The sequence below is a fragment of the Qipengyuania sphaerica genome (assembly GCF_019711595.1).
Taxonomy (GTDB): Bacteria; Pseudomonadota; Alphaproteobacteria; order Sphingomonadales; family Sphingomonadaceae; genus Qipengyuania; species Qipengyuania sphaerica.
Genome location: NZ_JAIGNR010000003.1, coordinates 204,984 through 230,446 on the forward strand (window position 1 = coordinate 204,984; position 25,463 = coordinate 230,446).

Consider the following 25,463-nt stretch of genomic DNA (forward strand, 5'->3'; position numbering starts at 1 on the left):
TGGCAGCCAATTGTTACAGGCGATTCACATTTCCGTTACGGAACAGAGACTTTGCGACAGTCTGGCGTCACTCCGCCGGGCGAACTTCGAGCACGATCTTGCCGATGTGATCGCCACCTTCCATGCGCCTGTGCGCCTCGGCGACCTCCGAAAGGGGGAAGGTCTGGTCCATAACGGGGGAAATGGTGCGATCCTCGAACAGCGGCCAGGCATGGCTGTAGATTTCGTCTGCGAGCAGCGCCTTGAATTCGTCTGAGCGCGGGCGGAGCGTCGACCCGGTCAACGTCTGCCGCTTGCTCATCAGCTTGGCCATGTTGATGGTCGCCTGCAGGCCGCCGAGCACTGCGATGGTCACATGGCGGCCATCCACCGCGAGGCAGTCGAGATTGCGCTGGACATAGTCGCCCGACACCATGTCGAGAATGACGTCGGCACCCTTTCCGCCGGTGAAGTCATTGACCTTTTCGACGAAGTCTTCCGTCTTGTAATTGATCGCAAGGTCCGCGCCCAACTCACGGGCGGCATTACATTTTTCCTCGCTCCCGGCGGTGGTGATGACGGTTAGCTCGAAGGCCTTGGCGAGCTGGATCGCCATGGTACCGATGCCGGAGGTGCCGCCATGCACGAGCAGCGTCTCGCCATCCATGGCAAAGCCGCGTTCGAAGACATTATGCCAGACGGTAAAGAGCGTTTCGGGGATCGCGGCTGCATCGACCATGTCCATATGGCGCGGCACGGCGAGGCAATGCGCTGCATGAGCGAGGCAGTATTCGGCATAGCCCCCGCCGCTCACCAGTGCGCAGACGCGACGGTTGAGCATCTCCGGCGCGACACCCTTGCCGATGGCGACGACCTTGCCCGACACTTCGAGCCCGGGAATCGGCGAAGCGCCCGGCGGCGGCGGATAGAAGCCCTGCCGCTGGATGACGTCGGGACGATTCACCCCTGCATGGCTGACCTCGATCAGCACCTGCATCTCGCCCGGCTCGGGAAGTGGAAGCGTTTCGGGCCGGAAAACCTCGGGTCCGCCTGGATTGTCGTAACCCATTGCAGTCATTGTGTCGGGTAAGCCGGTCGCCAAATCTGCCCCCTGATTTCTTGCGCCTGTACGCCTAGGAAACGGTGCATTACCGCGCAGGCGGATTGACAGCAACCGGCGGTTTACGGATTGTGCGGCTGCAATGGATGAAGACGACCGTCCGCGCCCCAAGGGCGATGCCGCGAGCAAGCTCGCCGCCGAGGATCTCGGCCCCTATTCGCAGGACGAGCTCTCCGAACGCATCGCCATTCTAGAAGCCGAGATCGAGCGGGTGAAAACACACCGCGAAAAGGCCGCAGCGCACCGTGACGCCGCCGACGCGCTGTTCGGGCGAAAGAGCTAGTCATGCGGCAAGGTCTTAAAACCTGCCGCCTCACCCCCATATCTTCGGAACATACAGCTTTGGCTAACCTTCATCAGGTAGCCTCACTCTATCTCGCAAGCCCGCGAGTCCTTCGGAAAGCAGAGTCGTAAATGCCCAGTTTTGCCGCAAACCTCGAAAAGACCCTCCACGCCGCATTGACCGATGCGGGTGAGCGACGTCACGAATACGCCACGCTCGAGCATTTGCTGCTCGCGCTGATCGGCGACGAGGACGCGTCGGCGGTAATGACCGCATGCGGTGTCGATACGGGCGAATTGTCGGCGGTGGTGAAGCAATATCTCGAGCAGGAATACCAGTCGCTGAAGAGCGAGGAAGGCTCCGACCCGCAGCCGACTGCCGGCTTCCAGCGCGTGATCCAGCGCGCGATCCTGCATGTCCAGTCCTCTGGCAAGGATACGGTGACCGGCGCCAACGTGCTTGTGGCGCTGTTCTCCGAGCGTGACAGCTATGCGGTCTATTTCCTCCAGCAGCAGGACATGAGCCGCCTGGATGCGGTGAGCTATATCAGCCACGGCATCGGCAAGGGCGGCAAGCAGGTCGAAGGCAAGCCGCCGCAGGGCGCGGAAGAAGCGCAGTCCGGCGGCGAGCCGGGAGCGGAAGGCGGGAAGGCTGCCGACAAGAAGGAAACCGCACTCGACCAGTTTACGGTCAATTTGAACCAAAAAGCCGAGGACGGGCGCATCGACCCGCTGATCGGCCGCGGCCCCGAAGTCGACCGCACGGTGCAGATCCTCTGCCGCCGCTCGAAGAACAACCCGCTCTATGTGGGCGATCCGGGCGTCGGCAAGACCGCGATTGCCGAGGGCCTCGCGCGCAAGATCGTCGAGGGCGACGTTCCCGAAGTGCTCGAAGATGCGATCATCTATTCGCTCGACATGGGCGCGCTCCTGGCCGGTACGCGCTATCGCGGCGATTTCGAGGAGCGGCTGAAGCAGGTCGTCAACGAACTCGAGGGCATGCCCGAGGCGATCCTCTTCATCGACGAGATCCACACGGTCATCGGTGCCGGCGCGACCAGCGGCGGGGCGATGGATGCCTCGAACCTGTTGAAGCCCGCGCTCTCCAGCGGCGCTATCCGCTGCATCGGTTCGACCACCTACAAGGAATTCCGCAACCACTTCGAAAAGGACCGCGCGCTGCTGCGGCGCTTCCAGAAGATCGACGTCAACGAACCGACGATCGAGGATACGGTTGCGATCCTGAAGGGCCTGCGGTCGGCCTTCGAGGAGCATCACAAGGTCAAGTATACGCCCGATGCGATCAAGACCGCGGTCGAACTCTCGGCGCGCTACATCAACGACCGCAAGCTGCCCGACAAGGCGATCGACGTGATCGACGAAGTGGGCGCGATGCAGATGCTGGTTCCGCCCAGCCGTCGAAAGAAGAAGATCACCGCGAAGGAAATCGAAGCCGTGATCGCGACCATGGCGCGTATCCCTCCGAAATCCGTCAGCTCGGACGACAAGAAGGCACTGCAGAACCTCGACCGCGACCTGAAGCACGTGGTGTTCGGACAGGACGCTGCCGTCGACAAGCTTGCGACCGCGATGAAGCTCTCCCGCGCAGGCCTGCGCGATCCGGATAAGCCGATCGGCTCGTTCCTGTTCTCCGGCCCCACCGGCGTCGGCAAGACAGAGGTCGCGCGCCAGCTCGCCAGCATCATGGGAATCGAGTTGAAGCGCTTCGACATGTCCGAATATATGGAGCGCCACAGCGTCTCGCGCCTGATCGGTGCGCCTCCGGGCTATGTCGGCTACGACCAGGGCGGGCTGCTCACCGATGCCATCGACCAGAACCCGCACTGCGTGCTGCTGCTCGATGAAATCGAAAAGGCGCATCCCGACCTCTTCAACATCCTGCTGCAGGTGATGGATAACGGCCGCCTGACCGACCATCACGGCAAGACGGTCGATTTCCGCAACGTGGTGCTCATCATGACCACCAATGCGGGTGCGTCCGACATGGCCAAGCAGGGCATCGGTTTCGGCGACGTGTCGAAGGAAGATGCGAGCGAGGAAGCGGTGAAGCGGATGTTCACGCCGGAATTCCGCAATCGCCTCGATGCCATCGTGCCCTTCGGCTATCTCGGCAAGAGCACTGTCGCCCGCGTGGTCGACAAGTTCATCCTCCAGCTCGAACTGCAGCTGGCCGAACAGAACGTCGACATCCAGTTCGACAAGGAAAGCCGCGCATGGCTGGCCGACAAGGGCTATGACAAGCTCTACGGGGCGCGCCCGATGGGCCGCCTGATCCAGGAAAAGATCAAGCAGCCGCTCGCCGAAGAACTGCTTTTCGGCAAGCTGGCCGATGGCGGCGAGGTGTCGGTGACGATGAAGGATGGCAAGCCCGCCTTCCAGCTCACCCCCGCCCCGCCCAAGGCCGCACCGAAGCGTAAGGCTGCGGCAAAGAAGAAGCCCGCGCCGAAGAAAAAACCCGATGCCGGGGCGAGCGAAGGGCCGGAGGCAAAGGACGGAGGCAAGGACAAGGGCTGATACAAGCCGCTGGCCTACCCCGCCGGAATGTGATTGAACCTCCCCCGCACCTGCAGGGGAGGTTTTTTCATGCGTTTCGCCTTTTTCGTTGCCGCTTTTCTCGGCCTTGCCGCCCCGGCATTGGCCCAGGATGCGCCCGCGCGCCATTTCACCGTCGACGACATCTTCGGCCTGACCGTAGCCGCCGATCCGCAGATAAGCCCTGATGGCAAGCGCATCGCGTACGTTCGCCGCACCAACGACATCATGACCGATGCTGCCGTCAGTTCGATCTGGATGATCGACATCGCCAGCGGTGCGCAGACCCCGCTGGTCACCGGCGAAGGCTCGCATGTCAGCCCGCGCTGGTCGCCCGACGGGACGCGGCTTGCCTATGTTTCGACCGAAAGCGGCGGCGGGCCCGAACTGCATGTCCGCTGGATGGCGAGCGGCGAAAGCGCAAATGTGACCGCGCTCCCCGAAGCGCCTTTCGCTATCAGCTGGTCTCCCGATGGCAAGCAGATCGCCTACACGGCCCGCGTGCCGGGCGAAGGCCTCAAGCTTGGAAAGATGCCGGCCAAGCCCGAAGGCGCGACCTGGAAAGAGCCGCTGCAGATCTACGACAAGGTGACCTATCGTTCCGATGGTGGCGGCTATGGCAAACCCGGCACTGCGCAACTGTTCGTGGTCGACGCGATTGGCGGCGCACCCCGCCAGCTTACCTTCGGCCAGTATGACAACGGTGGCGGTGTCGAATGGAGCCCCGACGGGCGCACCATCCTCTTTTCGGCCAATCGCCGCGAGGATTGGGAGCTCGAACCCTTAGGCAGTGAGATTTATGCCCTTGACGTCGCCAGCGGCGGCATTCGCGCACTGACAAGCCGCAACGGGCCCGATGAAGGCCCGCAATTCTCTCCCGACGGGCGGCGCATCGCTTATCTCGGTTTCGACGATGTCGGCAATGCCTTCGACCAGACCAATCTTTACGTGATGGATGCCGACGGCTCCAATTCGCGCCAGCTGGCCGCCAGCCTTGATCGCGGGTTCGACGGGCTCGAATGGACCGACGCCGGGCTGTACGCCAGTTTCGAGGAGGACGGGCAGCACCGAGTGGCGAAGATCGGGATGAACGGTAGGGTCGATCGCTCACCGGCACGCATTGGGAGCACCTATTACGCGTTGCCCTATACCGGCGGAGAGTGGTCGGTGAGCGAGAACGGGACGCTGGCCTTCACCACGGCAAGCGCCACCCGCCCGACCGATATCGGCGTCACCACGCCGCGCGGCACCCGCCAGCTGACCCGGCTGAACGACACCAAACTGAGTGGCAAGGTCATGGGAGAGACCCGCGAACTGGCGGTCACCTCTCCCGATGGCACGACGATCCCCGCCTGGATCATGCTGCCGCCCGACTATGTCGCGGGTACGCGTGTGCCGCTGGTGCTCGAAATGCATGGCGGCCCCTATGCCGCATATGGTCCCGAATTCTCGGTGGATTACCAGCTCTATGGCGCGGCCGGATATGCCGTCGCCTTCGCCAACCCCGGCGGCTCGACCGGCTATGGTGAAGCCTTCGCCGACCGGATCGAAGACAATTACCCGATCAGCAATTACGACGAGCTGATGGCGGTGGTCGATGCGGCAATTGCGCAAGGCTTTGCCGATCCCGAAAACCTCTTCGTTACCGGCGGATCGGGCGGCGGCGTGCTGACGGCGTGGCTCGTCGGCAAGACCGATCGCTTTAAGGCGGCGGCAACGCATAAGCCGGTGATCAACTGGACCAGCCAGGCGCTGATGGCCGATGGGACCGCGTTCTTTGGGCGCTACTGGCTGGGTGCGCTTCCGTGGGAGAATCCAACGCATTACTGGGAGCGTTCGCCATTGAGCCTCGTCGGCAATGTGACGACCCCGACGCTTGTGCTGGTTGGTGCGGAGGATTACCGCACGCCGCGGAGCGAGGCCGAGCAGTATTACGGAGCTTTGAAGCTCGCTGGCGTCGATACCGCCTTGGTCGTCACACCGGGATCGAGCCACAACAATCTCAGCCAGAGCCCGAGCCAGCAGGCTGCGCGCACGACGGCCGTGATCGACTGGTTCGACAAATACCGGAAGGGCGACATCGCCGACTAGGGATATAAGCGCGGCCCGCACCGTTGATCGGGCGATGGCCGCGCCCTTTTCCTGGATCAAACCCGAACCGCACGGGATCTATATCCCGCCCGCCGATTGCTGGGTTGATCCCAGCCGCGCGGTCGATCATGCGCTGGTGACGCATGGCCATGCCGATCACGCACGTGGCGGGCATGGCGAGACGGTGGCGACGCCCGAAACGCTGGCGATCATGGAGCTGCGCTATCGCACCGGGGCGGAAGACGATGCAGGCGAAGTACCGCACAAGGCCGTGCCGGTCGAATATGGCGAGACGATCCGGCTGAAAGGGGGCGTCGATGCGATCTATATTCCGGCGGGTCATGTGTTGGGTAGCGCGCAAATCCTGCTCGAACATGCAGGCGAGCGGGTGATCGTCACCGGTGACTACAAGCGCCGTGAAGACCCGACCTGTCCGCCCTTCGAAGTCACCGCTTGCGATATCTTCATTACCGAGGCGACTTTCGGCCTGCCCGTCTTCGAACACCCGCCGATCGAAGAGGAGATGCAGAAATTGCTGGGCCGGCTCGCCGCACATCCCGACCGCTGCGTATTGGTCGGCGCCTATGCCCTGGGCAAAGCGCAGCGCGTTATTGCCGAACTGCGCCGGGCGGGTCACAGCCAGCCGATCTACCTGCATGGCGCGATGGAAAAGATGTGCCGCCTCTACGAAGAGCACGGCGTGGACCTCGGCGAATTGCGGCTCGTCGCCGATGCCACGAAGGACGAGCTGCGTGGCCACATCGTCGTCTGCCCGCCCTCTGCGCTCAACGATAGGTGGAGCCGCCGCCTTCCCGACCCGATTACCGCCATGGCGAGCGGGTGGATGCGCGTGCGCCAGCGCGCCCGCCAGCGCAACGTCGAGCTGCCGCTGGTCATTTCAGACCATGCCGACTGGAACGAGCTCACCCGCACGATCCGCGAGGTCGATGCGCAGGAAAACTGGATCACGCACGGGCGCGAGGACGCGCTGCTTCGCTGGTGCCAGCTTCACCAGCGCCGCGCCAAGGCGCTCGCGCTGGTCGGCTACGAGGACGAGGACGACTGAGGCGTGGAGGAATTCGCTGCCCTGATCGATGCGCTGGTCTACACGCGCTCTCGCAACGAAAAGCTGCGCCTGATTGCCGAGTATCTCAAGGCGACACCCGATCCCGACCGGGGCTGGGCGCTGGCAGCCCTGTCGGACGGTCTCGACTTCCCTGCGGTCAAGAGTTCGACCATCCGCAATCTCCTGAAGGACCGGATCGACCCGGTGCTGTGGACGCTCAGCCGCGATTTCGTGGGCGATACCGCCGAGACGGCAAGCCTGCTCTGGCCCGCCCCCGACGAGCCGCCCTCGCCGCCTTCGGTGAGCGAGACGGTCGAACTGCTTTCGGAAATGAATCGCAAGTCGGTGCTAACAGAGCTTCCCAAGCTGTTGGACAGGCTGGATTCCTCGGGCCGCTACGCCCTGCTCAAGCTCGCAACGGGCGGAATGCGGATCGGTGTCAGTTCGCGGCTCGCCAAGACGGCATTTGCGCAAGGGTTCGACGTATCTGTCGATCAGGTGGAAGAATACTGGCACGGCCTCACCCCGCCCTATCCCGAGCTTTTCGCATGGGCAGCAGAGGGCGCTGACCCGCCCGATATCGAGAACCTGCCCACCTTCCGCCCCTTCATGCTCGCCCACCCGCTCGAGGAAACGGTGGTCGACCTCGCCGATTACGCGGCCGAATGGAAATGGGACGGTATTCGCGTGCAACTGGTACGCGCAGGCGGCGAAACACGGCTGTTTTCGCGCTCGGGAGACGATATTTCGGCCACTTTTCCCGAATTTCTCGAAATCTTGCCCATGAATGCGGTGCTCGACGGCGAATTGCTGGTGCGCGGCTCGCACCAGGGTGGGGAGGCCGGCGGCGCCGCCAGCTTCAACGCGCTGCAACAAAGGCTTGGCCGCAAGACCGTTTCGAAGAAGATGCTGGCGGAATACCCTGCTTTCATAAGGCTTTACGATGTTCTCTTGCTTGAGGGTGACGACATCCGAACGCTCCCCTGGACCAAGCGGCGCGGGCGGCTCGAAGCTCTGGCGTCACGGCTTCCGGAGTCTCATTTCGATATCAGCTCCGTCGTCGAAGCCACTGATTTCGAACACCTTGCCGAAATCCGCGAGGGAAGCCGCGAGGACGCCATCGAGGGATTGATGCTCAAGCGCAGGGACAGCCCCTATATCGCCGGGCGGCGCGTGGGATATTGGTACAAGTGGAAGCGCGACCCGCTTCTGGTAGACTGCGTGCTGATGTATGCCCAGCGCGGCAGCGGCAAGCGTTCGAGTTTCTTTTCCGACTACACCTTCGGCTGCTGGGACGGCGATCCCGACAGCGGCGCGGACCTCTTGCCCGTGGGCAAGGCCTATTCAGGGTTCACCGACGAGGAATTGAAGAAACTCGACCGCCATGTGCGCAGCAATACCGTCAACCGCTTCGGCCCGGTGCGCGAAACCGACAAGAGCCTGGTCTTCGAAGTCGCCTTCGACAGCGTCCATGAAAGCAAGCGCCACAAGTCGGGCCTCGCCATGCGTTTCCCGCGCATCCACCGCATCCGCTGGGACAAGCCGCCCCACGAAGCCGACCGGATCGAGGCCCTGCGCGCACTGATCGCCGATTGACGGCAGTCCCTCATGCGCTAGGGGCTGCACGCAGACGGGAGAACACGATGACGCACAAGGACCTGCTCGTTTCCACGCACCGCCAGATGCTGGGGACGCTCGACGGATTGCTCAAGAAGGCGGCCGAACACGAGAAAGGCGATGCGCTGCTGGCCGAACGCCTTGCCGAGGACATGCTTCCGCTCTCCACGCAGGTCCGCTTCCTCTACAATATGCCGGGCGAGGCGATGCAGCGGATGATCGGGCTCGACTACAAATCGGTCGAGCAGGATCCGAAGACGATCGCCGAAGCGCGCAAGATGGTGTCGGAGCGGATCGCCGATGTCGAGAAATGGTCGGCACATAACTTCAAGGCGGAAGACGAGCCGATCGAACTGGTCATCCCTAATGGCATGACCTTCGACCTGACCGCCGGCGAATATGTCCGCGACTGGGCAGTTCCGCAGTTCTATTTCCATATTACAACGGCTTACGCCATCCTGCGCAAGGCGGGTCTCGAGATCGGCAAGCCGGATTTCGTAGGCTACATGTTCCGCTACATCCGCCAGGCTGCGAGCTGACGCCTATCCGTCGAGCGCCTCGGCAACGGCGTCATTGTGGTGCTTCGCGTTCTCGGCATAGTGCGCCACGCCCATGCGCATGCTCGCCACGGCGGCATCGCTCAAATCCTTGAGCTTCTTGGCGGGCCTGCCCGCCCAAAGCTCGCGCGCGCCCATTTTCTTGCCCTCGGTGAGCATGGCCCCTGCAGCCAGCATGGCGTCGCTGCCGATTACCGCCTTGTTCATCGCGATTGCGCCGAGGCCGACGAAGCCGCGGTCTTCGATGATGCAGCCATGGACCATCGCAATGTGCCCGATGAGCACGTCGTCGCCGATGATGAGCGGGCTGCCGTCGGGATCGCCCGGGCGCGGCGGGTCGCAGTGGAGCACGCTGCCGTCCTGTACATTTGTCCGCTCACCGATGACGATGCGGCTGACGTCCGCGCGCAGCACGCAATTGTACCAGATCGAGCTGCCCGCCCCGATAGTGACATCGCCGACGATGGTGCAGCCCGGCGCGATGAAGGCGCTATCGTGGATTTTCGGTGCTTTGCCGTGGATCGGGACGATGTTTACGCCGGGGCGATTCATTGGGCTTTCTCCCATTCCTCTTTCGTAAGCGAATACTGGATCACCGGGTTGTCTTCGGGCGGGTAGGCCGGGTCTTCGAAATCGAGGTCCTCGCGCCGCACCATGCCGAGTTTCTCCATCAGCTTCCAGCTTGCCACATTCGCCCCGCTGGTGAGAGCGACCACGTGGGGCGCATCAACCCGGCCGAAAGCCCAGTCGATGATAGCGCGCACGGCTTCCTCGGCGAGCCCCATCCGCCAGCGATCTTCGCGGATGAGCCAGCCGATCTCGTGCTCGCCCGGGTTCGGAGCGCGTTCGTTGTCGACCAGCTTGATGCCGGCATGACCGACCATTTCGCCCGTTGCCTTCTCGATGAGGAACAGGAAGCTGAAGCCGTGCTGCGCGTAAAGCGCCATGCCCTTGGCATGCTTCGCCTCGATCTCGTGCATTTCCTTGGGGCCGCCAAGCCGCGCCATGACCGTGGGCGTGTTGAGGACGCGCATCTGCTCTGCCGCATCGCCTTCATCGATGGTGCGCAGGATCAGGCGAGCGGTTTCGGCGATAATGTCAGCCATCTTGCGCCTCCCACGCCTCGCGTGAAATCGAGTATACGATAATCATATCGTCGCCAAAGTCGCTGTTGGCGAAATCCAGGTCCTCGTTCCGCTCCATCCCGAGACGTTTCATCAGGCCCCAGCTGGGCGTGTTGGACTGGACCGTGAGAGCAATGACCTGTTCCGCACCGAAGCGCTCGAATGCGAGTGCGAGCGATGCCGATGCCGCCTCCCTGGCGTAGCCCTTGCCCCAGGCATCTTCGCGCAGGCGCCAACCGACCTCCATCTCGTCGAGCGGTCCGCCTTCCTGGTTGCAGCGCTTGAGACCGCAGAACCCAAGGATGACGCCATCCTCCTTGCGTTCGACGACCCAGAAAGTGTGGCCGTGATCTGCCTGGTATTTCAGCAATCTTTCCTGCGCGGCAAGGCGCTTGGCTTCATCGCATACGCCGCCCAGCCACTCCATGACGGCAGGCGTATTGGTGCCTTGCCAGAAGGGCTCCCAATCCTCCTCCCGCCAGTCACGCAGGATGAGGCGCTCGGTCTCCGTGAAGAAGGGGTTGTCGGTCATTTGTCCTGGCCGAACAGGACATGCCATTTCACGTGAGGCAGGATCGACGCGAAATCATCGGTCCACACGGCATTGGCTGGCGGTGGAAGGTCCTGCCATTCCCCCTGCTCACCCCTGAGCTGCGCCATCGCCCGGGCATTCTTCGACATCGCGATCCAGAGCGACGGCGTGGCAAATTCGTCTTCCGGGTCGATGTCCTTGCGGGCCGCAGAATGCCAGTTGCCGAGTTCGGCGAGCTTGGCGATCACCGGCTGCAGGTCGATATAGCGGTTCGAGATGTGGATCAGGATGATACCATCGTCGGAGAGGGCGCGCTGGTAGATCGCGAATGCTTCGCGCGTGACGAGATGCAAGGGGATGGCGTCCGAGCTGAACGCGTCGATGACCAGTATATCGAACTGGTCCGGTTCCATCGCCTCGAGGGCGATGCGAGCATCTCCCAGATGGGTGGTCGCATCGGGAGTGCATTCCCGCATGAAAGTGAAAGCGCCGGATTTCGAATAGTCGAGGACGATGGGGTCGATCTCGAAATAGGTCCATTCCTGAGCCGGTTTGCGGTAACAGGCCATTGTGGCCACGCCCAGGCCGACCACGCCGACCCGCGCGTTCCGGCCGAAAAGTTCGTCTGCCTTGTCGAGGGTCAATCCCACACCCGATGTGCGACTGTAATAGGTGGTCGGCTCAAATTCCTTGCCCGCTTGGGTTCGCTGTAGTCCGTGCAAGGTCGTGCCGTGGGTAAGCGTCGCGCGCTGCTGGTCGCGCTCGACGGTATAAATCCCGAAATAGCTTCGCTCGCGATCGCCCTCGAAGGATTGGGCCAAGGTGATGAAGCCGCCGCGTGCCAGCATGAGCACGAAGACGACCAGCAAAAAACCTGGCCTCCAGTTCAGCAGCAGGAAGCCGCAGAACCCGATCGCGAGCAACAAGGCGATCGCAGTCAGATCGGCTTGGGTGTTCACAGTCGCAGCCAGGCCGAGGCCCAGCACGATCGCGAGGCCGGTGACAAGGATTTCGGGTCGCCGGTCGTCTCGGGCGAGCCCGAACCGGGCTTTCCAGTCGAAATACGGGTGCAAGGGCGCGAGGATCGCTGCAGCAAGGATCAGGATCGGGTGTTCCCAGACCCAATCGAAGATCATGGGCGACAAAAGCGCCGCGAAAAGCCCGCCCAAGACCCCACCGGCGCTCATGACCAGGTAGAACAGGGTCAATTGGCTCGCCGAAGGCCGATCCTTGTAGAGCCTGCGATGAAGGGAAACCGAAACCGAGAACAGCAGGAGAAGGGTGGCCAATCCTGCGGTTGCAGCCTGGGCGACATGGCTGGTCATGGCGATACCGCCGACAAAGAGGATGACCAGCGGTGTTACTCGCACCAGAATGTCGCCGACCTTGCTTCCTTCGTTGAAGGCGAAGGTGAAGCTCAGCAGGTAAAGACCGAGCGGGAGGACCCACAAGAGCGGCATCGCGACGATATCGGTGGTGAGGTGAGTGGTCGTCGAAAGGATCAGCCCCGAGGGGACGGCCGCGAGTGCCAGCCAGAGCAGGATGCGGCGCCATCCGACATGTTCCCCAGGAGAAGTGTCGCTCTCGGAGCCATTGGTGGGGTACGGGCTTCGGCGCGACCAGCCGACCACGGCAACCAGAAGCACCAGGGCAAGGTAACCGAATGTCCAGAGCCAGCTTTGCGCGGCGAGTGGCAAATTCGGTTCGAGAAGAAGAGGATAGGCGAGAAGACCTGCGAAGCTTCCGAGATTGGACGCCGCATAAAGCCAGTAAGGATCACCGGCTTTCTTGTTGGCGGCATACCATCGCTGCATCAGCGGGGCTTGCGCCGATACGACGAAGAAGACGGGGCCGATCGTCGCGAAGAACAGCAGCGGGACCCAGAGCGTCTCGAGGCCGGCGCGTGCCGGGGGCAGGTCGGCAAGGGCGATCGGCAGGGTGAGGGCTGCCAGCGCCAGCAACGCAACATGGATGATAGCCTGCCTGCGCAGCGAGAAACGACCGAGCGCGTGCGCATAGGCATAACCGCCGAGTAACAGCGTCTGGTAGACCAGCATCGCGCTGTTCCAGACGGCAGGCGCTCCACCAAGCCGTGGTAGCACCATCCGCGCCACGAGGGGCTGGACCAGGAACAGGAGGAAACTCCCGAGAACTATGGTCGCAATGAACAGGCCCCGGGCATTTCCCCCCATAAAATGTTTATCCCTGCAGAAGCCGCGCCGCCACGGGCGCATGATAGGTGAGTATTCCTGAACATCCTGCGCGCTTGAAGGCGACCAGCTTTTCCATCAGCAGTGCCTCGCGGTCGGCCACGCCGGCCGCCGCGCCCGCTTCGATCAGCGCGTATTCGCCGCTGACCTGATAGGCGAAGACCGGCACGCCGAAACGCTCTTTCGCCCGCCAGATGACGTCGAGATAGGCAAGGCCCGGCTTTACCATCACGCTATCGGCCCCCTCGGCGACGTCCATGGCGATTTCTCGCAGGGCCTCGTCGCTATTGGCGGGGTCCATCTGGTAGCTTTTCTTGTCGCCCTTGAGCAGGCCTCCCGAGCCCACGGCGTCACGGAAAGGGCCGTAGAAAGCCGAGGCATATTTGGCGGCATAGGCCATGATCTGCACATTGGGTTTATCGTTCATTTCCAATGCCATGCGGATGGCTTTTACGCGGCCGTCCATCATGTCGGAGGGAGCGATGATGTCCGCCCCGGCCTCCGCCTGGTTCAGCGCCTGGTCGACCAGCACCGCCACCGTGTCGTCATTCAGGACATAGCCCGCATCGTCGATGATCCCGTCCTGCCCGTGGCTGGTATAGGGATCGAGCGCGACGTCGGTGAGAATGCCGATGTCGTGGCCGCAGGCATCGCGCACCGCCTTGATCGCGCGGCACATGAGGTTGTCGGGATTGAGCGCCTCGTCGCCGCGTTCGCTTCGCTTGTCGCCAGGCGTATTGGGAAACAGCGCCACGCAGGGAATTCCCAGATCGACCGCTTCCTTAGCGCGCTGGGCAATGCCGTCGACCGACCAGCGCGAAACGCCGGGAAGGCTCGCTACCGGCTCCTCCAAGCCCGATCCGCTGGTCACGAAGAGCGGCCAGATCAAATCGGATGGCGTCAGAACGGTCTCGCGGTGCATCGCGCGGCTCCAGGCATGGGCGCGGGTGCGGCGAAGGCGCGTGGCAGGATAGGCGGCGTCACTCATGGCACCGAGCCTTGCCGCAAACTGGAAGTCGGCGCAATTGTCGCGGTCTCAGGATACCTGCCGAGGCTTGTCGAGCTTGTCGATTTCGCGCTCCGGCTCTTCCGTCGCGGCTTCGTCTGCTGTCGGGGTAAGGTCGGCCAGCGCCGCGCCTTCCTCGACATCGCGCAGGGTGCCCAGCGCGCTGCGGAACCGCTCGAGTTCCTCGCCCGAAAGCTGCTTGCGGGTGACGAAGCTGACCGAGCTCGGATTCACCGCCCGCCCGCCGCGATACATTTCGTAATGAAGGTGCGGCCCGGTCGACAGGCCGGTCGAGCCGACATAGCCGATGACCTGCCCGCGCCGGACATTGGCCCCACGGCGCACTGCGATACGGCTCATGTGGCAATAGCGGGTGTCGATCCCGTTGGCGTGGCGCAGGCGCACGGCATTGCCGCACCCCCCCGCACGGCCGGCGCTGGTCACGCGGCCATCGGTCACGGCGACGATCGGTGTCCCGTAACTTGCCTTGAAATCGACGCCTGCGTGCATGCGGCGATAGCCGAGAACCGGGTGGCGGCGCATGCCGTAGTTCGAGGTCTTGCGACCCGGAACGGGGGCAACGAGGCCGCCCTTCTCCTCGCCCTGGCCATCGGCATCGAAGAAATCGCCATCCTTGCCCCAGCGCATCAGCTGGACCGAACGGCGCGAACCGCGTTCGAGCCCGGCGAAAAGCAGCTGGCCCGCCTGACGCTCGCCCGTGGCGGCGCGGCGGTGCGAGACGATGATGTCGAACTTGTCAGAAGCGCGCACTTCGCGCTGGAGGTTCACTTCGCCGCCGACCGCCTTGATATATTGCTGGACCGCGCTTGCGGGAGCGCCGGCTGCGCGGGCCGAACGGTAGAGGCTGTCGCCCACCGTGCCGCGGATCCGTAGCGGGGTCTCGTCGACGCGGATGATTCGTCGGGTGAGGTTGAGCGGGCCACCCTCGTCGAGCCGTTCGACCTTGAGTTCGAGATCGAAACGGGCGCGGAAGCTCAGCCTGTCGAGCGGGCGCGTTTCACCCGGTGCGGGGCGGCGACCGAGAGTGATGTCGATCTGCGTGCCCGGCTCCAGGTCGTCCAGCGCGACCGCATTGCCGATCAGCGCCTCGACCTGGGCTGCCTCGGCATTGCCGATGCCGGCCCGGCGCAGGGTACGCTCGAGGCTGTCTCCGCGTCCGAGCGTGGCGAGCATCTGCATCTGCGGACGTTCGGGCGCTTCGGCGAGCGGGCGGACGAGCGCGCCCGGCCCCATCTTGCGACCCGTATCCGCCCCGAGGCCGAGCGGCATGATCGTGTTGGCGCGATATTCGCTGCGGACCGAGGCATCGTCTGGCAGCGGCGAGGCGGCTTCGAGCGGTGCGAAATCGGGCCAGAATGCCAGTGCGACCACGGTGAGGCCGACGAAGGTACCCATACCGCGAAACCAGCGCCTGGAGCCGATGTCGGCCCCGAGGTCCGGCGCGATGTCGAGATTCTCGATGCGGGCATAAAGCCGGTCACGCAATTCGGCGAAGGTTACCGAGCGTTCGGGTTCGCTGGCAGGCGCGCCGCCGAGCCCGGCAACGGTCTGTTTCTTACCCTTCGTTTTGCGGTCGATGGAAAGCTCCACCCCTGCCCCTCGTCAACTTGCTCCGCGCTCCTATCCAGAATGCTGCGCGGGTGTTTCGCCTTGATTGCCGGTTTTAATGGATAAACAAAGTGAAAATCCCCTTAACCATGGGCAAAAGGATCCCTGATAACGGCGAAACGTGGGCAGGATCGGCCTGCCGGTTGCACCGTGCGGGTCGCGCTGCCACCTAGAGACCAGTGACAGACGCCACGATCAAGGCGGTCCTCGGGCCCACCAATACCGGCAAGACGCACCTCGCCATCGAACGCCTGTGCGCGCATTCGAGCGGCGCGATGGGCTTCCCGCTCCGCCTTCTGGCACGCGAAGTTTACGACCGTGTAGTGGCGATCAAGGGCGACAAGGAGGTCGCTCTGATCACCGGTGAAGAGCGGATCGAGCCGCCTAACGCCCGTTACCTGTGCTGCACCGTCGAGGCGATGCCGCGAAGCGCGAACGAGCGGGCTTTCGTCGCGCTCGACGAAGCCCAGCTTGCCGCCGACCGCGAGCGCGGTCACATTTTCACCGACCGCCTGCTCAATGCGCGGGGACGCGAAGAGACCATGCTGCTCGGCGCCGCGACGCTCGAACCGATGGTGAGGGCACTGCTGCCCAAAGCCGAGATCTCCGAAAGACCGCGCTTTTCCACGCTCACCCATATTGGCCCGCGCAAATTGTCGCGCCTGCCGCCCAGGAGCGCCATCGTCGCTTTCAGCGCAGAGCAAGTCTACGCCGTGGCGGAAATGCTCCGGCGCTTCCGCGGAGGGGCGGCGGTGGTGATGGGCGCGCTTTCACCGGAAACACGCAATCGTCAGGTCGAATTGTTCCAGAATGGTGAAGTCGATTACATTGTCGCAACCGACGCCATCGGCATGGGACTGAATCTGGACGTCAATCACGTCGCTTTTGCCGGACTGACGAAGTTCGATGGCGTTCGCATGAGGCGACTCCATCCCGCTGAAATGGCTCAGATTGCCGGGCGCGCAGGACGACACCAGCGCGATGGCACCTTCGGCACGCTGGCGGGCGGTGGCAGCAAGGCGGGGCCGGCGCCAGAGTTCACCGACGAAGAAATCTACGCAATCGAGGAGCACCGCTTCGCGCCGATCACCAAGCTGTTCTGGCGCGAGCCCGTGCCGCGGTTCAATTCTCTCGGCACGCTGATTGCCGATCTCGAAAGCCCGCCGCAACACGAGGTCCTGCGCTTAGCCCCCGAAGCCATCGACCTTGCTACCCTCAAACGCCTCGCCGACGAACCGTTCGCGGAATCGATCCGCGGGCCCGGGCAGGTGCGCCGGTTCTGGGAAGCCTGCTCGCTACCCGATTTCCGCCAGCGGGGCCCCGACGTCCACGCCCGCTTCGTCGCGCGGCTGTGGCAGGATTTGCAGCAGGGGTATATCGGGGCCGACTATGTCGCCGCGCGCATCTCCGAACTCGACAACACCAGCGGGGACATCGATACGCTGCAGGGCCGCATCGCCGCGATTCGCAGCTGGGCCTATATCTGCCAGCGCCCCGACTGGGTGCTCGCCCGCGACGAAATGGCGGCGCGCGCACGCGGGGTCGAAGCCAAGCTGTCCGATGCCCTGCACGCGCGGCTTACCGAAAGATTCGTCAACCGAAGGACTGCCATACTGATGAAATCGCTGGGACAGGACGCATCCATGCTCCCGATTACCTTGGGTGAAGACGGCACGCTGCTGGTCGAGGACGAGGCGCTGGGCAAGGTCGAGGGCTTCCGCTTTTCGGTCGATCCTGCCGCCACGCATGAAGACCGCAAGATGATGCTCGCCGCCGCCGAAAAGGCGCTGCCCCGTATCCTCGGCGAAAAGGCCGAGGCGCTGGCTGCTTCGGACATGGCCGATGTCCAACTGACCAAGGGTGCGATAAGGTGGAACGGCCAGATGCTGGCGAAGCTTCAGCCGCGCGAGGGCCAGTTCAAGCCTGCGATCGAACCTTCGCGCGAAGTTGCTGTCCTGCCAGAGAAAGCGCGCAAATCCCTCATGGATGCGCTCGACAACTGGCTCGACAAACAGCTCGAACCGCTCGAGCCATTGCGCCGGATGCATATCGCCTCCGCCAATCCCGAAGCCGGTTCGCAGGCCCGCGCTCTCCTGCTCAACCTTATCGCGGGACATGGCTTCGTAACCCGCGAGAAGGCGGGCATCGAGCACCTTCCGAAGGAGATGCGGCCCTTCCTGCGCAAGATCGGCGTCACTTTCGGCGCGCTCGACATCTTTGCACCGATGTTGCTCAAGCCTGCACCGCGCCAGCTGCTCAGCTCAGTTGGTATCGATCGCCGTCCGCTGCAGGCGGCGATGCTCCCGGTTATTCCGGACGCGAAGAAACTGCCCGCCGGCTATCGCCATGCAGGATCGCAGGCGATCCGCCTCGACCTGGCGGAGAAGGTCTTCCGCGCCGCGCACGAGGCACGCACCAAGGCCGACAAGAGCCGCAAGTTCCGGCTAAACCTGGCCCTGCCGGTTTCGATCGGCCTGGAGGAAAAGAACGCCGAACGCCTGCTCGGCCAGGCCGGTTTCCGCGTCCAGCGCGCCAATCCGTTGGAAGAAGGCGTTTTCGGGCCTCCGCGGCCCGACATCTGGGAATGGCGCCCCTCGCGCCGCAAGCAGCAGCGCCAGCAGCCGCAGCGGGGCCAGGCACCACGCGAAGGCAGCGCCTTTGCCGGGCTTGCCGATTTGATGAAGCAAGGCTGAGGCTTGCGGATCGACCGCCTGCTCTGCTTCCTGCGCTTCGTGCGCACCCGCAGCGCGGCCCGCAAGCTGGTCGACGAGGGCCATATCCGCCTTAATGGCGAACGCGTGATCCGCGCCAGCCGCGATATCGCAGCCGGCGATGTCCTCACGCTGCCGCTGGGCAAGACGGTGCGCCTCGTCGAAGTGCTATCGCTTCCCGAGCGCCGCGGACCACCCAGAGAAGCGCAGGAATGTTATCGGGAACTTGACCCCGGCGCATGAATAGCCATAGCAGCGGGACAAACACTGCCAGAGAGGGAAACTTCGGCCCATGACCTATGTCGTCACCGACGCGTGTATCAAATGCAAATATACCGACTGCGTCGAGGTCTGCCCGGTCGACTGCTTCTATGAGGGCGAGAACATGCTCGTCATCAACCCGTCGGAATGCATCGATTGCGGCGTGTGCGAACCCGAATGTCCGGCCGAGGCGATCCTGCCCGATACCGAGGACAATCTCGAAAAGTGGCTCGAACTGAACACCAAGTTCAGCGCCGAATGGCCCAACATCACGCAGAGCAAAGAAGCGCCTGCCGATGCCGACGAGCACAAGGGCGAAGAGGGCAAGTACGAGAAGTTCTTCAGCGCCGAGCCTGGTGAAGGCGACTGATTCGCGGCGGGCGGCGCCGCAGCCGCGGATTTCCGCCCTATTCGATAGTTACCGTCCGTAAAACGCCCTGCCGGGGCGATTGTATTAGCGACTCGCAATTTTCCACATGTTGTGCTATATAATGCAACAACTGCACCGCTTTGCTGCGTGCAGATGTGAGAATTGAAAGGTCCGCACTACCCCGCAACGCTACAAGAGGAAAACGCCCGCGTGTCGCTCCGAGGCTCGCGGACCGGTCCTTCTGTGACGCTGCAGCCCCCTCGCGGTCCTGACGAAAGGATTGATGCATGGCGAGCAAGGCAGACGCCTTCGACGTTGGCGATTACGTTGTTTACCCCAAGCACGGCGTTGGCCGTGTCATCGAGCTCCAGAGCGAGGAAATCGCCGGTATGCAGCTCGATCTCTATGTCCTCCGTTTCGAAAAAGAGCGCATGACGCTCCGCGTTCCGGTCAACAAGGTTGAATCGATCGGCATGCGCAAGCTCTCCAGCGACAAGAAGCTGAAAGAGGCGATGGAAACGCTCAAGGGCAAGCCCAAGGTCAAGCGCACCATGTGGAGCCGCCGCGCACAGGAATACGAAGCCAAGATCAACTCGGGCGAAATCGTCCTGATTGCCGAAGTCACGCGCGACCTCTTCCGCCCCGACGACCAGCCGGAGCAGAGCTATTCGGAGCGCCAGATCTTCGAAGCGGCCTCCAGTCGCCTCGCCCGTGAACTCGCGGCGATGGAAAAGACCGACGAGCCGACCGCCCTGGAAAAGATCCTCGACGTTCTGCGCGAACATGCGCCGCAATATTACGAGAACACCGAAGACGCCTGATCGACAGGCGACAGAGTGAACTCGACGAAGGGGCCGCTCCGTAAGGGGCGGCCCTTTTTCTTTGCCTTGAACATGGTCCTTCGCTGTATTATATCGCCAACACGCTAATCGTATGGCAGGCGAACAGGAAGGACGAGATATGTTTCACAAGGTCTTGAAGGGCGTGGCACCGCTGGCGGCATTGGCGGCTGGCGCCTTCCTCGCCGGATGCAACGGCAATATCACCATCGGCGACGGCAAGGGCGTGCCGCTGGCCGAACTCGACCAGGGCGGCGCGGCCCCGACCGAGCTGGTGCTTGCCGGGCCCGACGATGTCGTGGTCACGGAGGGCAAAACGCTGGCGATCGACGTGTCCGGCGACGAGCGCGCTGTCGACGCGTTACGCTTCACGCTCGACGACGGCGCTCTGGGCGTGATGCGCGACAAGGATGCCGAAAAGAACATCGGCAAGGCCACGGTTCGCGTGACCATGCCCAGCCTCACCGCCATCGTGATCGCCGGATCGGGCAGCGTCGAGGCCGCCAGCATGAGCGGCAATATCGACGTGACGATCGCCGGATCGGGCAAGGCAAAGGTCGCCAGCGTCGAAGCCGACACTTTCGACATGACCATCGCCGGATCGGGTGATTTCTCCGCGGCGGGCAGCGCAAACAGCCTCGACTTGACCATCGCCGGTTCCGGATCGGGCAAGATGGCGGGGCTCAGGGTCGAGCGCGCGGATGTCACCGTAGCGGGTTCGGGTGATGCCGAGTTCGATTCGGACGGCAACGTCGATGCCACGATCATGGGCTCCGGCACCGTAACCGTTAACGGCAATGCCGATTGCACGATCCAGTCGATGGGTTCGGGCAAGCTGAATTGCCGCGGCGGTTCGACCTCGGAAAAGGCCCGCACCGCAAAGGCACCCAAGGCTCCCAAACCACCGAAGGCGCCTGACGCCTAATTCACCGAATACTCACGAAAACTGCTATAGGCGGCGCATCGAAAGGATTTATCCCGATGCGTCGCCTTAGTTTTATCGCCCTTCCCCTTGCCGCCCTGTCGCTCGGCGGCTGCCTCGGCACCGTTGCCGATGTCGTGACCGCGCCGGTCAAGGTGGTCAGCAAAGGCGTGGATCTCGCCACCACCAGCCAGTCAGAAGCCGACGAGAAGCGCGGCCGCGAACTGCGCCAGCGCGAAGAGCGGCTCGGCAAGCTCGAGCGCGAATATGCCAAGCAACTCGACGAGTGTAACGAGGGCAACCGGCGCGCCTGTGACGAGGCCCGCCAGACCTATGCCGAAATGCAGCAGATCATCCCCACCATCCCGGTCGAGCCCGAAGAGGATTAATCGGGCGGAGTGGCAGCGCGGCGCAGGCGGTCGTTGATCGCCTTGCCGATTCCGGTCTCCGGAACCGGGGCGACCGCGATGCGCGGCTTTTTAGATGCCGCTGCCAAGTGAAGGCAGGCATAGAGGCGTGACGCCGCCTCGTCCAAATCGCCTTCAGGAGACAGCGAGCAATCGCCTTTAACCTCCGAAAACCCAATTATAAACTCATCCCGGTCCGCACTAGTGACGTCGAGACGTACAGGCTTTCCCGGCGCATAATGGCTTGCGAGCTGTCCAGGCGCCTCGATTCCGCCTTCCGATAGCCGGGCGGCAATTTCGAGCGGCCCGGGACGCAAGATTTCGATCTCCCCGCCCTCGCGCACGGCCACGATCGTCGATTCCACCCCGGCTTTGCACGCACCGCCATCGATCACGGCGTCGATCCTGCCGTCGAGCGAGGCCAGCACATGGGCTGCCGTCGTCGGGCTGATGAAGCCGCTGCGGTTAGCCGATGGAGCCGCCAGAGGAAAGTCGATCTCACGCAAAATATCGCGCATAACTGGATGATTAGGCATGCGAATTGCCACGGTATCGAGCCCTGCCGTCACGGCCGGCGCCAGGCTGGCGTCGCGGCGGCGCGGCAGGACCAGCGTCAGCGGCCCCGGCCAATATTTGACCGCCAATGTTTCGGCGGTGTCGTCGAATACAGCTATTTCGCGCGCCGCATCGAGCGATGCCACATGGACAATCAAGGGATTGAAGCTCGGCCTTCCCTTGGCTTCGTAAATTCTCGCCGCCGCGTCCGCGCGGTCGGCCCTTGCTGCCAATCCGTAGACCGTCTCGGTCGGCACTGCGACGAGACCGCCATCGCGCAGGATTGCGGCGGCACGCGCAATGCCCCCCTCGTCGCTTCCGAGCGTTTCCGTAGCGTATTTGCCGCCCATGCCCGCGCGCTATATCTGCAGGAACGCAAAGCCAAGAGGATAAGACGTGACCTACACCCCCGCCACCCAGGACCAGCTGCTCGCCATCCGCGTGAATGCCGGCATCGAGGAGCTTGCCGAGAGCGAGAAATTCGCTGCCGCCGAGCCCGATATGGTCGAGGCCATCGTCGAGGGCGTAGGCCAGTTCGCCGCAGGAGAATTCGCACCACTCAACCGCGTGGGCGACCTCGAAGGTGCAAAGCTGGAGAACGGCGTTGTCCGCCTGCCCGACGGCTACGCCGGTGCCTATGCCGAATACGTCGCACAGGGCTGGAACGCGATCGCTTCCCCTGGAGAATTTGGCGGCCAGGGCCTGCCCTTCACGCTCGCCTGCAACGTGCTCGAGAACCTCGGCACGGCGAATATGGCGTTCAATCTCCTGCCCATGCTGAGCGTGGGCGCGATCGAGGCGCTCGAGCATCATGGCTCTAAAGAACTGCAGCAAAAATACCTGCCCGACCTGGTGAGCGGGAAATGGTCGGGCACGATGAACCTGACCGAGCCGCAGGCAGGATCGGATGTCGGGGCGCTGCGCACGACCGCAAGGCCCGTCACCGAAGGCGAGCACGCAGGCAAATACCTGATCAAGGGCCAGAAAATCTACATCACTTGGGGTGAGCACGAACTGGCGGAAAACATCATCCACCTCGTCCTCGCACGTCTCCCTGATGCGCCCGATGGGAGCCGGGGTATCTCGCTCTTCATCGTGCCGAAGTATCACGTAAAATCAGATGGTTCTCTGGGTGCGCACAACGACCTTCGCTGCGTCAGCCTCGAACACAAGCTCGGCATCAATGCCTCGCCTACCTGCGTGATGAGCTATGGCGACAATGACGAATGTATCGGCGAACTGGTCGGCGCAGAGAACCGCGGCCTCGCCGCCATGTTCACGATGATGAACAATGCACGCATCAATGTCGGCAACCAGGGCGTGCAGATCGCCGAACGCGCCACGCAGCAGGCGCTTCGCTATGCGCAAGAGCGTGTGCAATCGGCGCGCGCCGGTTCGCCCGAGAAGTCGCCCGTTTCGATCATCGAACACCCCGATGTGCGCCGCATGTTGCTACGGATGAAGGCGCTGACCGAAGGCGCACGGGCGCTGCTCTACTACACCGCCGGTCAGGTCGACCGTGGCGTGCTGGGCGACGAGGCCGCAAGGGCACGCGGCGAGGTGCTCACCCCGCTTATCAAGGCTTGGGGTACCGATATCGGCATCGAGGTCGCCAGCCTCGGAGTGCAGGTCCACGGCGGCATGGGCTTCATCGAGGAAACCGGCGCGGCCCAGCACTGGCGCGATTCGCGGATCGCGCCGATTTACGAGGGTACCAACGGTATCCAGGCGGCGGACCTGGTCACGCGCAAGCTTGGTCTCAATGACGGTGATGCGCTGCTGGGCCTGATCAGAGACATCGCTCGCGATTGCAGCGAACGCCCCACCCTCGTCGCCTTGGCGCAGGATTGCGAGGCGATCGCCCAGTGGATGCGTTCCGAGGCCAGCCTCGACGACCGGCTCGCGGGAAGCGTGCCCTTCTGCACCATGCTGGCTGTCACGACAGCGAGCTGGCAGCTGGTCCGTCAGCTCCGCGCGGTCGAAGGCGGTGCCGCTCCGGCCCTCGCCACGGCCAAAGCGGCCAGCGTGCGCTTTTTCCTCGATCGGATCGTGCCGGAAGCGGCCGGACTGAAGGCCGCGGCAACGGCAGGGGCGCAGCCGCTCTACGATATCCCGACTGAAGCACTGCTCGCCTAGTCAGCGGTCACTTCGCGGGCATAATCGTCGTCGCCGAAACTGGCGCTCTGGCCGCGCAATTCGCGCCTGGGAGGGAGACGCTGGCCGGTCACACGCTCGATGGCGCTTTGCGGCGTCGCGCCGGGCGATGAAACGCGCCAGATTATGCCTGCAGTGTCGTCGCTGACGAGAAGCGAACCGTCACCGGCCCACTCCACCCAGGTCGGGCGCCCTCGCGTATCGCCATTTTCCTTAAGGAAGCCGGTCAGCACCGGGACGGGTTTGCCTTGCGGGTTTCCGCGTCCGTCGAAAGCCACGTAGACCACGTCATAGCCAGAAGGCGGCTTGCGGTTCCACGAACCATGGCGCGCGATGAAGGCGCCGCTGCCGAACCTCTCTCCGAGAGCCGCGCCTTCCTTGCTGAAGACGAAGCCCAGCGCCGCGACATGCGGGCCGAGCGCATATTCGGGCCGACGAACGTAGCTGATATAGTCGGGCGCCGGCTCTTTGACGCGGCGATCGTAATTGTCACCGAAATAAACCCAGGGCCAGCCGTATTGCGCGCCAACGGGCACATTGGTGAGGTAATCGGGGACGAGGTCGCTGCCGAGCATGTCGCGCTCGTTCACCGTGGTCCAGAGTTCGCCCGACCAGGGGCTGAAATCGAGGCCATTGGCATTGCGCAGCCCGCCTGCGAACTGGCGACGGCTGCCGCTGGCCAGGTCGACTTCCCAGATCAGCGCGCGGCCTTCCTCGGCCTCCATGCCCTTGTCGCCGATGTTGGTGTCGGACCCGACCGCAATATAGAGTTTCTCGCCATCCGGATCGATTTCGAGATTGCGCATCCAGTGGCCGCCGCCCCCGGCAAGTTCTGTGACCCTGCGCGGTTCTGCCGTAATTCTGTCACCACCGAGTTCATAAGGGAAAGCAAGCACCTCGTCGTGGTTTGCGATGTAGAGCGTATCGTCGGCCCAGGCGATGCCTGAAGGCGAATCGAGGCCGTCGACCAGAACGCTCCTAGTTTCAGCCGTGCCGTCACCGTCTGTATCGCGGAGGAGAACCACCTGGTTGGCTGAAGGACCGTTCGCCCCGGCCTTGGTCATGAGCATGTTGGCGATCCAGCCCGTAAGCCCCCCGCCCTTCTGGTTGGGTGAACGGGTAAGCGAAACGAGGATATCGCCATTTGGAAGCGCATAGAGCGTGCGCGGGTGGTCGAGCCCTTCGGCGAAACGCTGGACGGCCAGTCCTTCCGCCGCGACGGGTTTCTCTCCATCTGCCCAGCCCACCGGATCGGCAATCGCAACCGTCGGGAAGGTTTCAGCGTCGGGATCTTGCAGGGTGGGATCGGTTCCGGTCACCTCGTCAAAGGGAACATCGGCGGTATCCCCCCTGGTCACAGCGTAGGCGAAGATCGCTAGGATCACGATCAGGACGAGGAGGGCGATGCCCAGCTTCTTGAGGATGCTCATGGCTTATCGTTAGGACAGCCCCGCCCGTCCCGCAATCTCCCTTGCGAT

Annotated in this window: 22 protein-coding genes; 13 read left to right on the top strand and 9 right to left on the bottom strand. The window is 63.3% G+C overall.

Annotated features, from left to right (window positions below; genetic code table 11):
• Positions 1–67 precede the first annotated feature (67 nt).
• Positions 68–1,048 (bottom strand): NAD(P)H-quinone oxidoreductase, encoded by a 981-nt coding sequence (locus K3178_RS10820; protein ID WP_221571655.1) that lies wholly within the window; start codon positions 1,046–1,048, stop codon positions 68–70.
• Between the two features lie 133 nt (positions 1,049–1,181).
• Between K3178_RS10820 and K3178_RS10825 the strand changes: the two genes are divergently transcribed.
• From K3178_RS10825 to K3178_RS10850, 6 genes are all read left to right on the top strand, one after another.
• Entirely contained in the window at positions 1,182–1,382 is a 201-nt protein-coding gene (locus K3178_RS10825; RefSeq protein ID WP_221571439.1) for a DUF1192 domain-containing protein, read from the top strand.
• 131 nt (positions 1,383–1,513) lie between these two features.
• Positions 1,514–3,916 (top strand): ATP-dependent Clp protease ATP-binding subunit ClpA, encoded by a 2,403-nt coding sequence (gene clpA / locus K3178_RS10830; protein ID WP_221571440.1) that lies wholly within the window; start codon positions 1,514–1,516, stop codon positions 3,914–3,916.
• A gap of 69 nt (positions 3,917–3,985) precedes the next feature.
• A complete protein-coding gene (locus K3178_RS10835; RefSeq protein WP_221571441.1) occupies positions 3,986–6,025 on the top strand; it encodes an alpha/beta hydrolase family protein in 2,040 nt (679 codons plus the stop codon).
• A 34-nt stretch (positions 6,026–6,059) separates the two neighbouring features.
• Positions 6,060–7,091, top strand: a complete 1,032-nt coding sequence (locus tag K3178_RS10840; RefSeq protein ID WP_221571442.1) for a ligase-associated DNA damage response exonuclease — start codon at positions 6,060–6,062, stop codon at positions 7,089–7,091.
• 3 nt (positions 7,092–7,094) lie between these two features.
• Positions 7,095–8,687, top strand: coding sequence for a cisplatin damage response ATP-dependent DNA ligase (locus tag K3178_RS10845; RefSeq protein WP_221571443.1), 1,593 nt, complete (start codon positions 7,095–7,097; stop codon positions 8,685–8,687).
• 47 nt (positions 8,688–8,734) lie between these two features.
• Complete coding sequence (locus K3178_RS10850) at positions 8,735–9,247, top strand: DUF1993 family protein (RefSeq protein WP_221571444.1); 513 nt, start codon at positions 8,735–8,737, stop codon at positions 9,245–9,247.
• A gap of 3 nt (positions 9,248–9,250) precedes the next feature.
• On the opposite strand, the gene K3178_RS10855 is transcribed toward K3178_RS10850, so the two are convergent.
• The 6 genes from K3178_RS10855 to K3178_RS10880 are packed head-to-tail and all read right to left on the bottom strand — an operon-like array spanning position 9,251 to position 15,748.
• Positions 9,251–9,817, bottom strand: coding sequence for a gamma carbonic anhydrase family protein (locus tag K3178_RS10855; protein WP_221571445.1), 567 nt, complete (start codon positions 9,815–9,817; stop codon positions 9,251–9,253).
• Entirely contained in the window at positions 9,814–10,371 is a 558-nt protein-coding gene (locus K3178_RS10860) for a GNAT family N-acetyltransferase (protein WP_221571446.1), read from the bottom strand. The genes K3178_RS10855 and K3178_RS10860 overlap by 4 nt, the downstream gene beginning before the upstream one ends.
• Positions 10,364–10,921: a GNAT family N-acetyltransferase gene (locus K3178_RS10865; RefSeq protein ID WP_221571447.1), complete on the bottom strand. Its 558-nt coding sequence runs from the start codon at positions 10,919–10,921 to the stop codon at positions 10,364–10,366. Before K3178_RS10865 ends, K3178_RS10860 begins: the two co-directional genes overlap by 8 nt.
• On the bottom strand, positions 10,918–13,113 hold the full coding sequence (locus K3178_RS10870) for a fused MFS/spermidine synthase (protein WP_221571448.1): 2,196 nt from the start codon (positions 13,111–13,113) through the stop codon (positions 10,918–10,920). The genes K3178_RS10865 and K3178_RS10870 overlap by 4 nt, the downstream gene beginning before the upstream one ends.
• Before the next feature lie 7 nt (positions 13,114–13,120).
• Positions 13,121–14,119 (bottom strand): porphobilinogen synthase, encoded by a 999-nt coding sequence (gene hemB, locus K3178_RS10875; RefSeq protein ID WP_221571449.1) that lies wholly within the window; start codon positions 14,117–14,119, stop codon positions 13,121–13,123.
• Positions 14,120–14,167: 48 nt separating this feature from the next.
• Positions 14,168–15,748 carry a peptidoglycan DD-metalloendopeptidase family protein gene (locus K3178_RS10880; RefSeq protein ID WP_221571450.1) on the bottom strand — a complete coding sequence of 527 codons (1,581 nt, stop codon included), beginning with the start codon at positions 15,746–15,748 and terminating at the stop codon, positions 14,168–14,170.
• 197 nt (positions 15,749–15,945) lie between these two features.
• On the opposite strand from K3178_RS10880, the gene K3178_RS10885 reads away from it, so the two are divergent.
• The 6 genes from K3178_RS10885 to K3178_RS10910 all read left to right on the top strand — a co-directional run bounded on the left by K3178_RS10885 (position 15,946) and on the right by K3178_RS10910 (position 21,258).
• Positions 15,946–18,459: a helicase-related protein gene (locus tag K3178_RS10885; protein WP_221571451.1), complete on the top strand. Its 2,514-nt coding sequence runs from the start codon at positions 15,946–15,948 to the stop codon at positions 18,457–18,459.
• A 3-nt stretch (positions 18,460–18,462) separates the two neighbouring features.
• Positions 18,463–18,720, top strand: coding sequence for an RNA-binding S4 domain-containing protein (locus K3178_RS10890; protein WP_221571452.1), 258 nt, complete (start codon positions 18,463–18,465; stop codon positions 18,718–18,720).
• A 49-nt stretch (positions 18,721–18,769) separates the two neighbouring features.
• Positions 18,770–19,108 carry a ferredoxin FdxA gene (fdxA, locus tag K3178_RS10895; RefSeq protein WP_221571453.1) on the top strand — a complete coding sequence of 113 codons (339 nt, stop codon included), beginning with the start codon at positions 18,770–18,772 and terminating at the stop codon, positions 19,106–19,108.
• A 287-nt stretch (positions 19,109–19,395) separates the two neighbouring features.
• Positions 19,396–19,929 carry a CarD family transcriptional regulator gene (locus tag K3178_RS10900; RefSeq protein ID WP_221571454.1) on the top strand — a complete coding sequence of 178 codons (534 nt, stop codon included), beginning with the start codon at positions 19,396–19,398 and terminating at the stop codon, positions 19,927–19,929.
• A gap of 139 nt (positions 19,930–20,068) precedes the next feature.
• Positions 20,069–20,872, top strand: coding sequence for a head GIN domain-containing protein (locus K3178_RS10905; protein ID WP_221571455.1), 804 nt, complete (start codon positions 20,069–20,071; stop codon positions 20,870–20,872).
• Between the two features lie 56 nt (positions 20,873–20,928).
• Positions 20,929–21,258, top strand: a complete 330-nt coding sequence (locus K3178_RS10910) for a hypothetical protein (RefSeq protein WP_221571456.1) — start codon at positions 20,929–20,931, stop codon at positions 21,256–21,258.
• Here the strand turns inward: K3178_RS10910 and K3178_RS10915 are convergent.
• Complete coding sequence (locus K3178_RS10915; protein ID WP_221571457.1) at positions 21,255–22,181, bottom strand: L-threonylcarbamoyladenylate synthase; 927 nt, start codon at positions 22,179–22,181, stop codon at positions 21,255–21,257. The two genes, K3178_RS10910 and K3178_RS10915, sit on opposite strands and share 4 nt — an antisense overlap.
• A gap of 46 nt (positions 22,182–22,227) precedes the next feature.
• Between K3178_RS10915 and K3178_RS10920 the strand changes: the two genes are divergently transcribed.
• On the top strand, positions 22,228–23,967 hold the full coding sequence (locus K3178_RS10920) for an acyl-CoA dehydrogenase family protein (protein WP_221571458.1): 1,740 nt from the start codon (positions 22,228–22,230) through the stop codon (positions 23,965–23,967).
• On the opposite strand, the gene K3178_RS10925 is transcribed toward K3178_RS10920, so the two are convergent.
• Complete coding sequence (locus tag K3178_RS10925) at positions 23,964–25,415, bottom strand: PQQ-dependent sugar dehydrogenase (RefSeq protein WP_221571459.1); 1,452 nt, start codon at positions 25,413–25,415, stop codon at positions 23,964–23,966. The genes K3178_RS10920 and K3178_RS10925 overlap by 4 nt on opposite strands.
• Positions 25,416–25,463: the final 48 nt, after the last annotated feature.

What these genes read in the sequence shown, in the direction of transcription:
- K3178_RS10820 (WP_221571655.1), bottom strand. Translation starts at nt 1,048, where the DNA reads ATGGGTTACGACAATCCAGGCGGACCCGAGGTTTTCCGGCCCGAAACG.
- K3178_RS10825 (WP_221571439.1), top strand. Translation starts at nt 1,182, where the DNA reads ATGGATGAAGACGACCGTCCGCGCCCCAAGGGCGATGCCGCGAGCAAG.
- clpA (WP_221571440.1), top strand. Translation starts at nt 1,514, where the DNA reads ATGCCCAGTTTTGCCGCAAACCTCGAAAAGACCCTCCACGCCGCATTG.
- K3178_RS10835 (WP_221571441.1), top strand. Translation starts at nt 3,986, where the DNA reads ATGCGTTTCGCCTTTTTCGTTGCCGCTTTTCTCGGCCTTGCCGCCCCG.
- K3178_RS10840 (WP_221571442.1), top strand. Translation starts at nt 6,060, where the DNA reads ATGGCCGCGCCCTTTTCCTGGATCAAACCCGAACCGCACGGGATCTAT.
- K3178_RS10850 (WP_221571444.1), top strand. Translation starts at nt 8,735, where the DNA reads ATGACGCACAAGGACCTGCTCGTTTCCACGCACCGCCAGATGCTGGGG.
- K3178_RS10855 (WP_221571445.1), bottom strand. Translation starts at nt 9,817, where the DNA reads ATGAATCGCCCCGGCGTAAACATCGTCCCGATCCACGGCAAAGCACCG.
- K3178_RS10860 (WP_221571446.1), bottom strand. Translation starts at nt 10,371, where the DNA reads ATGGCTGACATTATCGCCGAAACCGCTCGCCTGATCCTGCGCACCATC.
- K3178_RS10865 (WP_221571447.1), bottom strand. Translation starts at nt 10,921, where the DNA reads ATGACCGACAACCCCTTCTTCACGGAGACCGAGCGCCTCATCCTGCGT.
- K3178_RS10870 (WP_221571448.1), bottom strand. Translation starts at nt 13,113, where the DNA reads ATGGGGGGAAATGCCCGGGGCCTGTTCATTGCGACCATAGTTCTCGGG.
- hemB (WP_221571449.1), bottom strand. Translation starts at nt 14,119, where the DNA reads ATGAGTGACGCCGCCTATCCTGCCACGCGCCTTCGCCGCACCCGCGCC.
- fdxA (WP_221571453.1), top strand. Translation starts at nt 18,770, where the DNA reads ATGACCTATGTCGTCACCGACGCGTGTATCAAATGCAAATATACCGAC.
- K3178_RS10900 (WP_221571454.1), top strand. Translation starts at nt 19,396, where the DNA reads ATGGCGAGCAAGGCAGACGCCTTCGACGTTGGCGATTACGTTGTTTAC.
- K3178_RS10905 (WP_221571455.1), top strand. Translation starts at nt 20,069, where the DNA reads ATGTTTCACAAGGTCTTGAAGGGCGTGGCACCGCTGGCGGCATTGGCG.
- K3178_RS10910 (WP_221571456.1), top strand. Translation starts at nt 20,929, where the DNA reads ATGCGTCGCCTTAGTTTTATCGCCCTTCCCCTTGCCGCCCTGTCGCTC.
- K3178_RS10915 (WP_221571457.1), bottom strand. Translation starts at nt 22,181, where the DNA reads ATGGGCGGCAAATACGCTACGGAAACGCTCGGAAGCGACGAGGGGGGC.
- K3178_RS10925 (WP_221571459.1), bottom strand. Translation starts at nt 25,415, where the DNA reads ATGAGCATCCTCAAGAAGCTGGGCATCGCCCTCCTCGTCCTGATCGTG.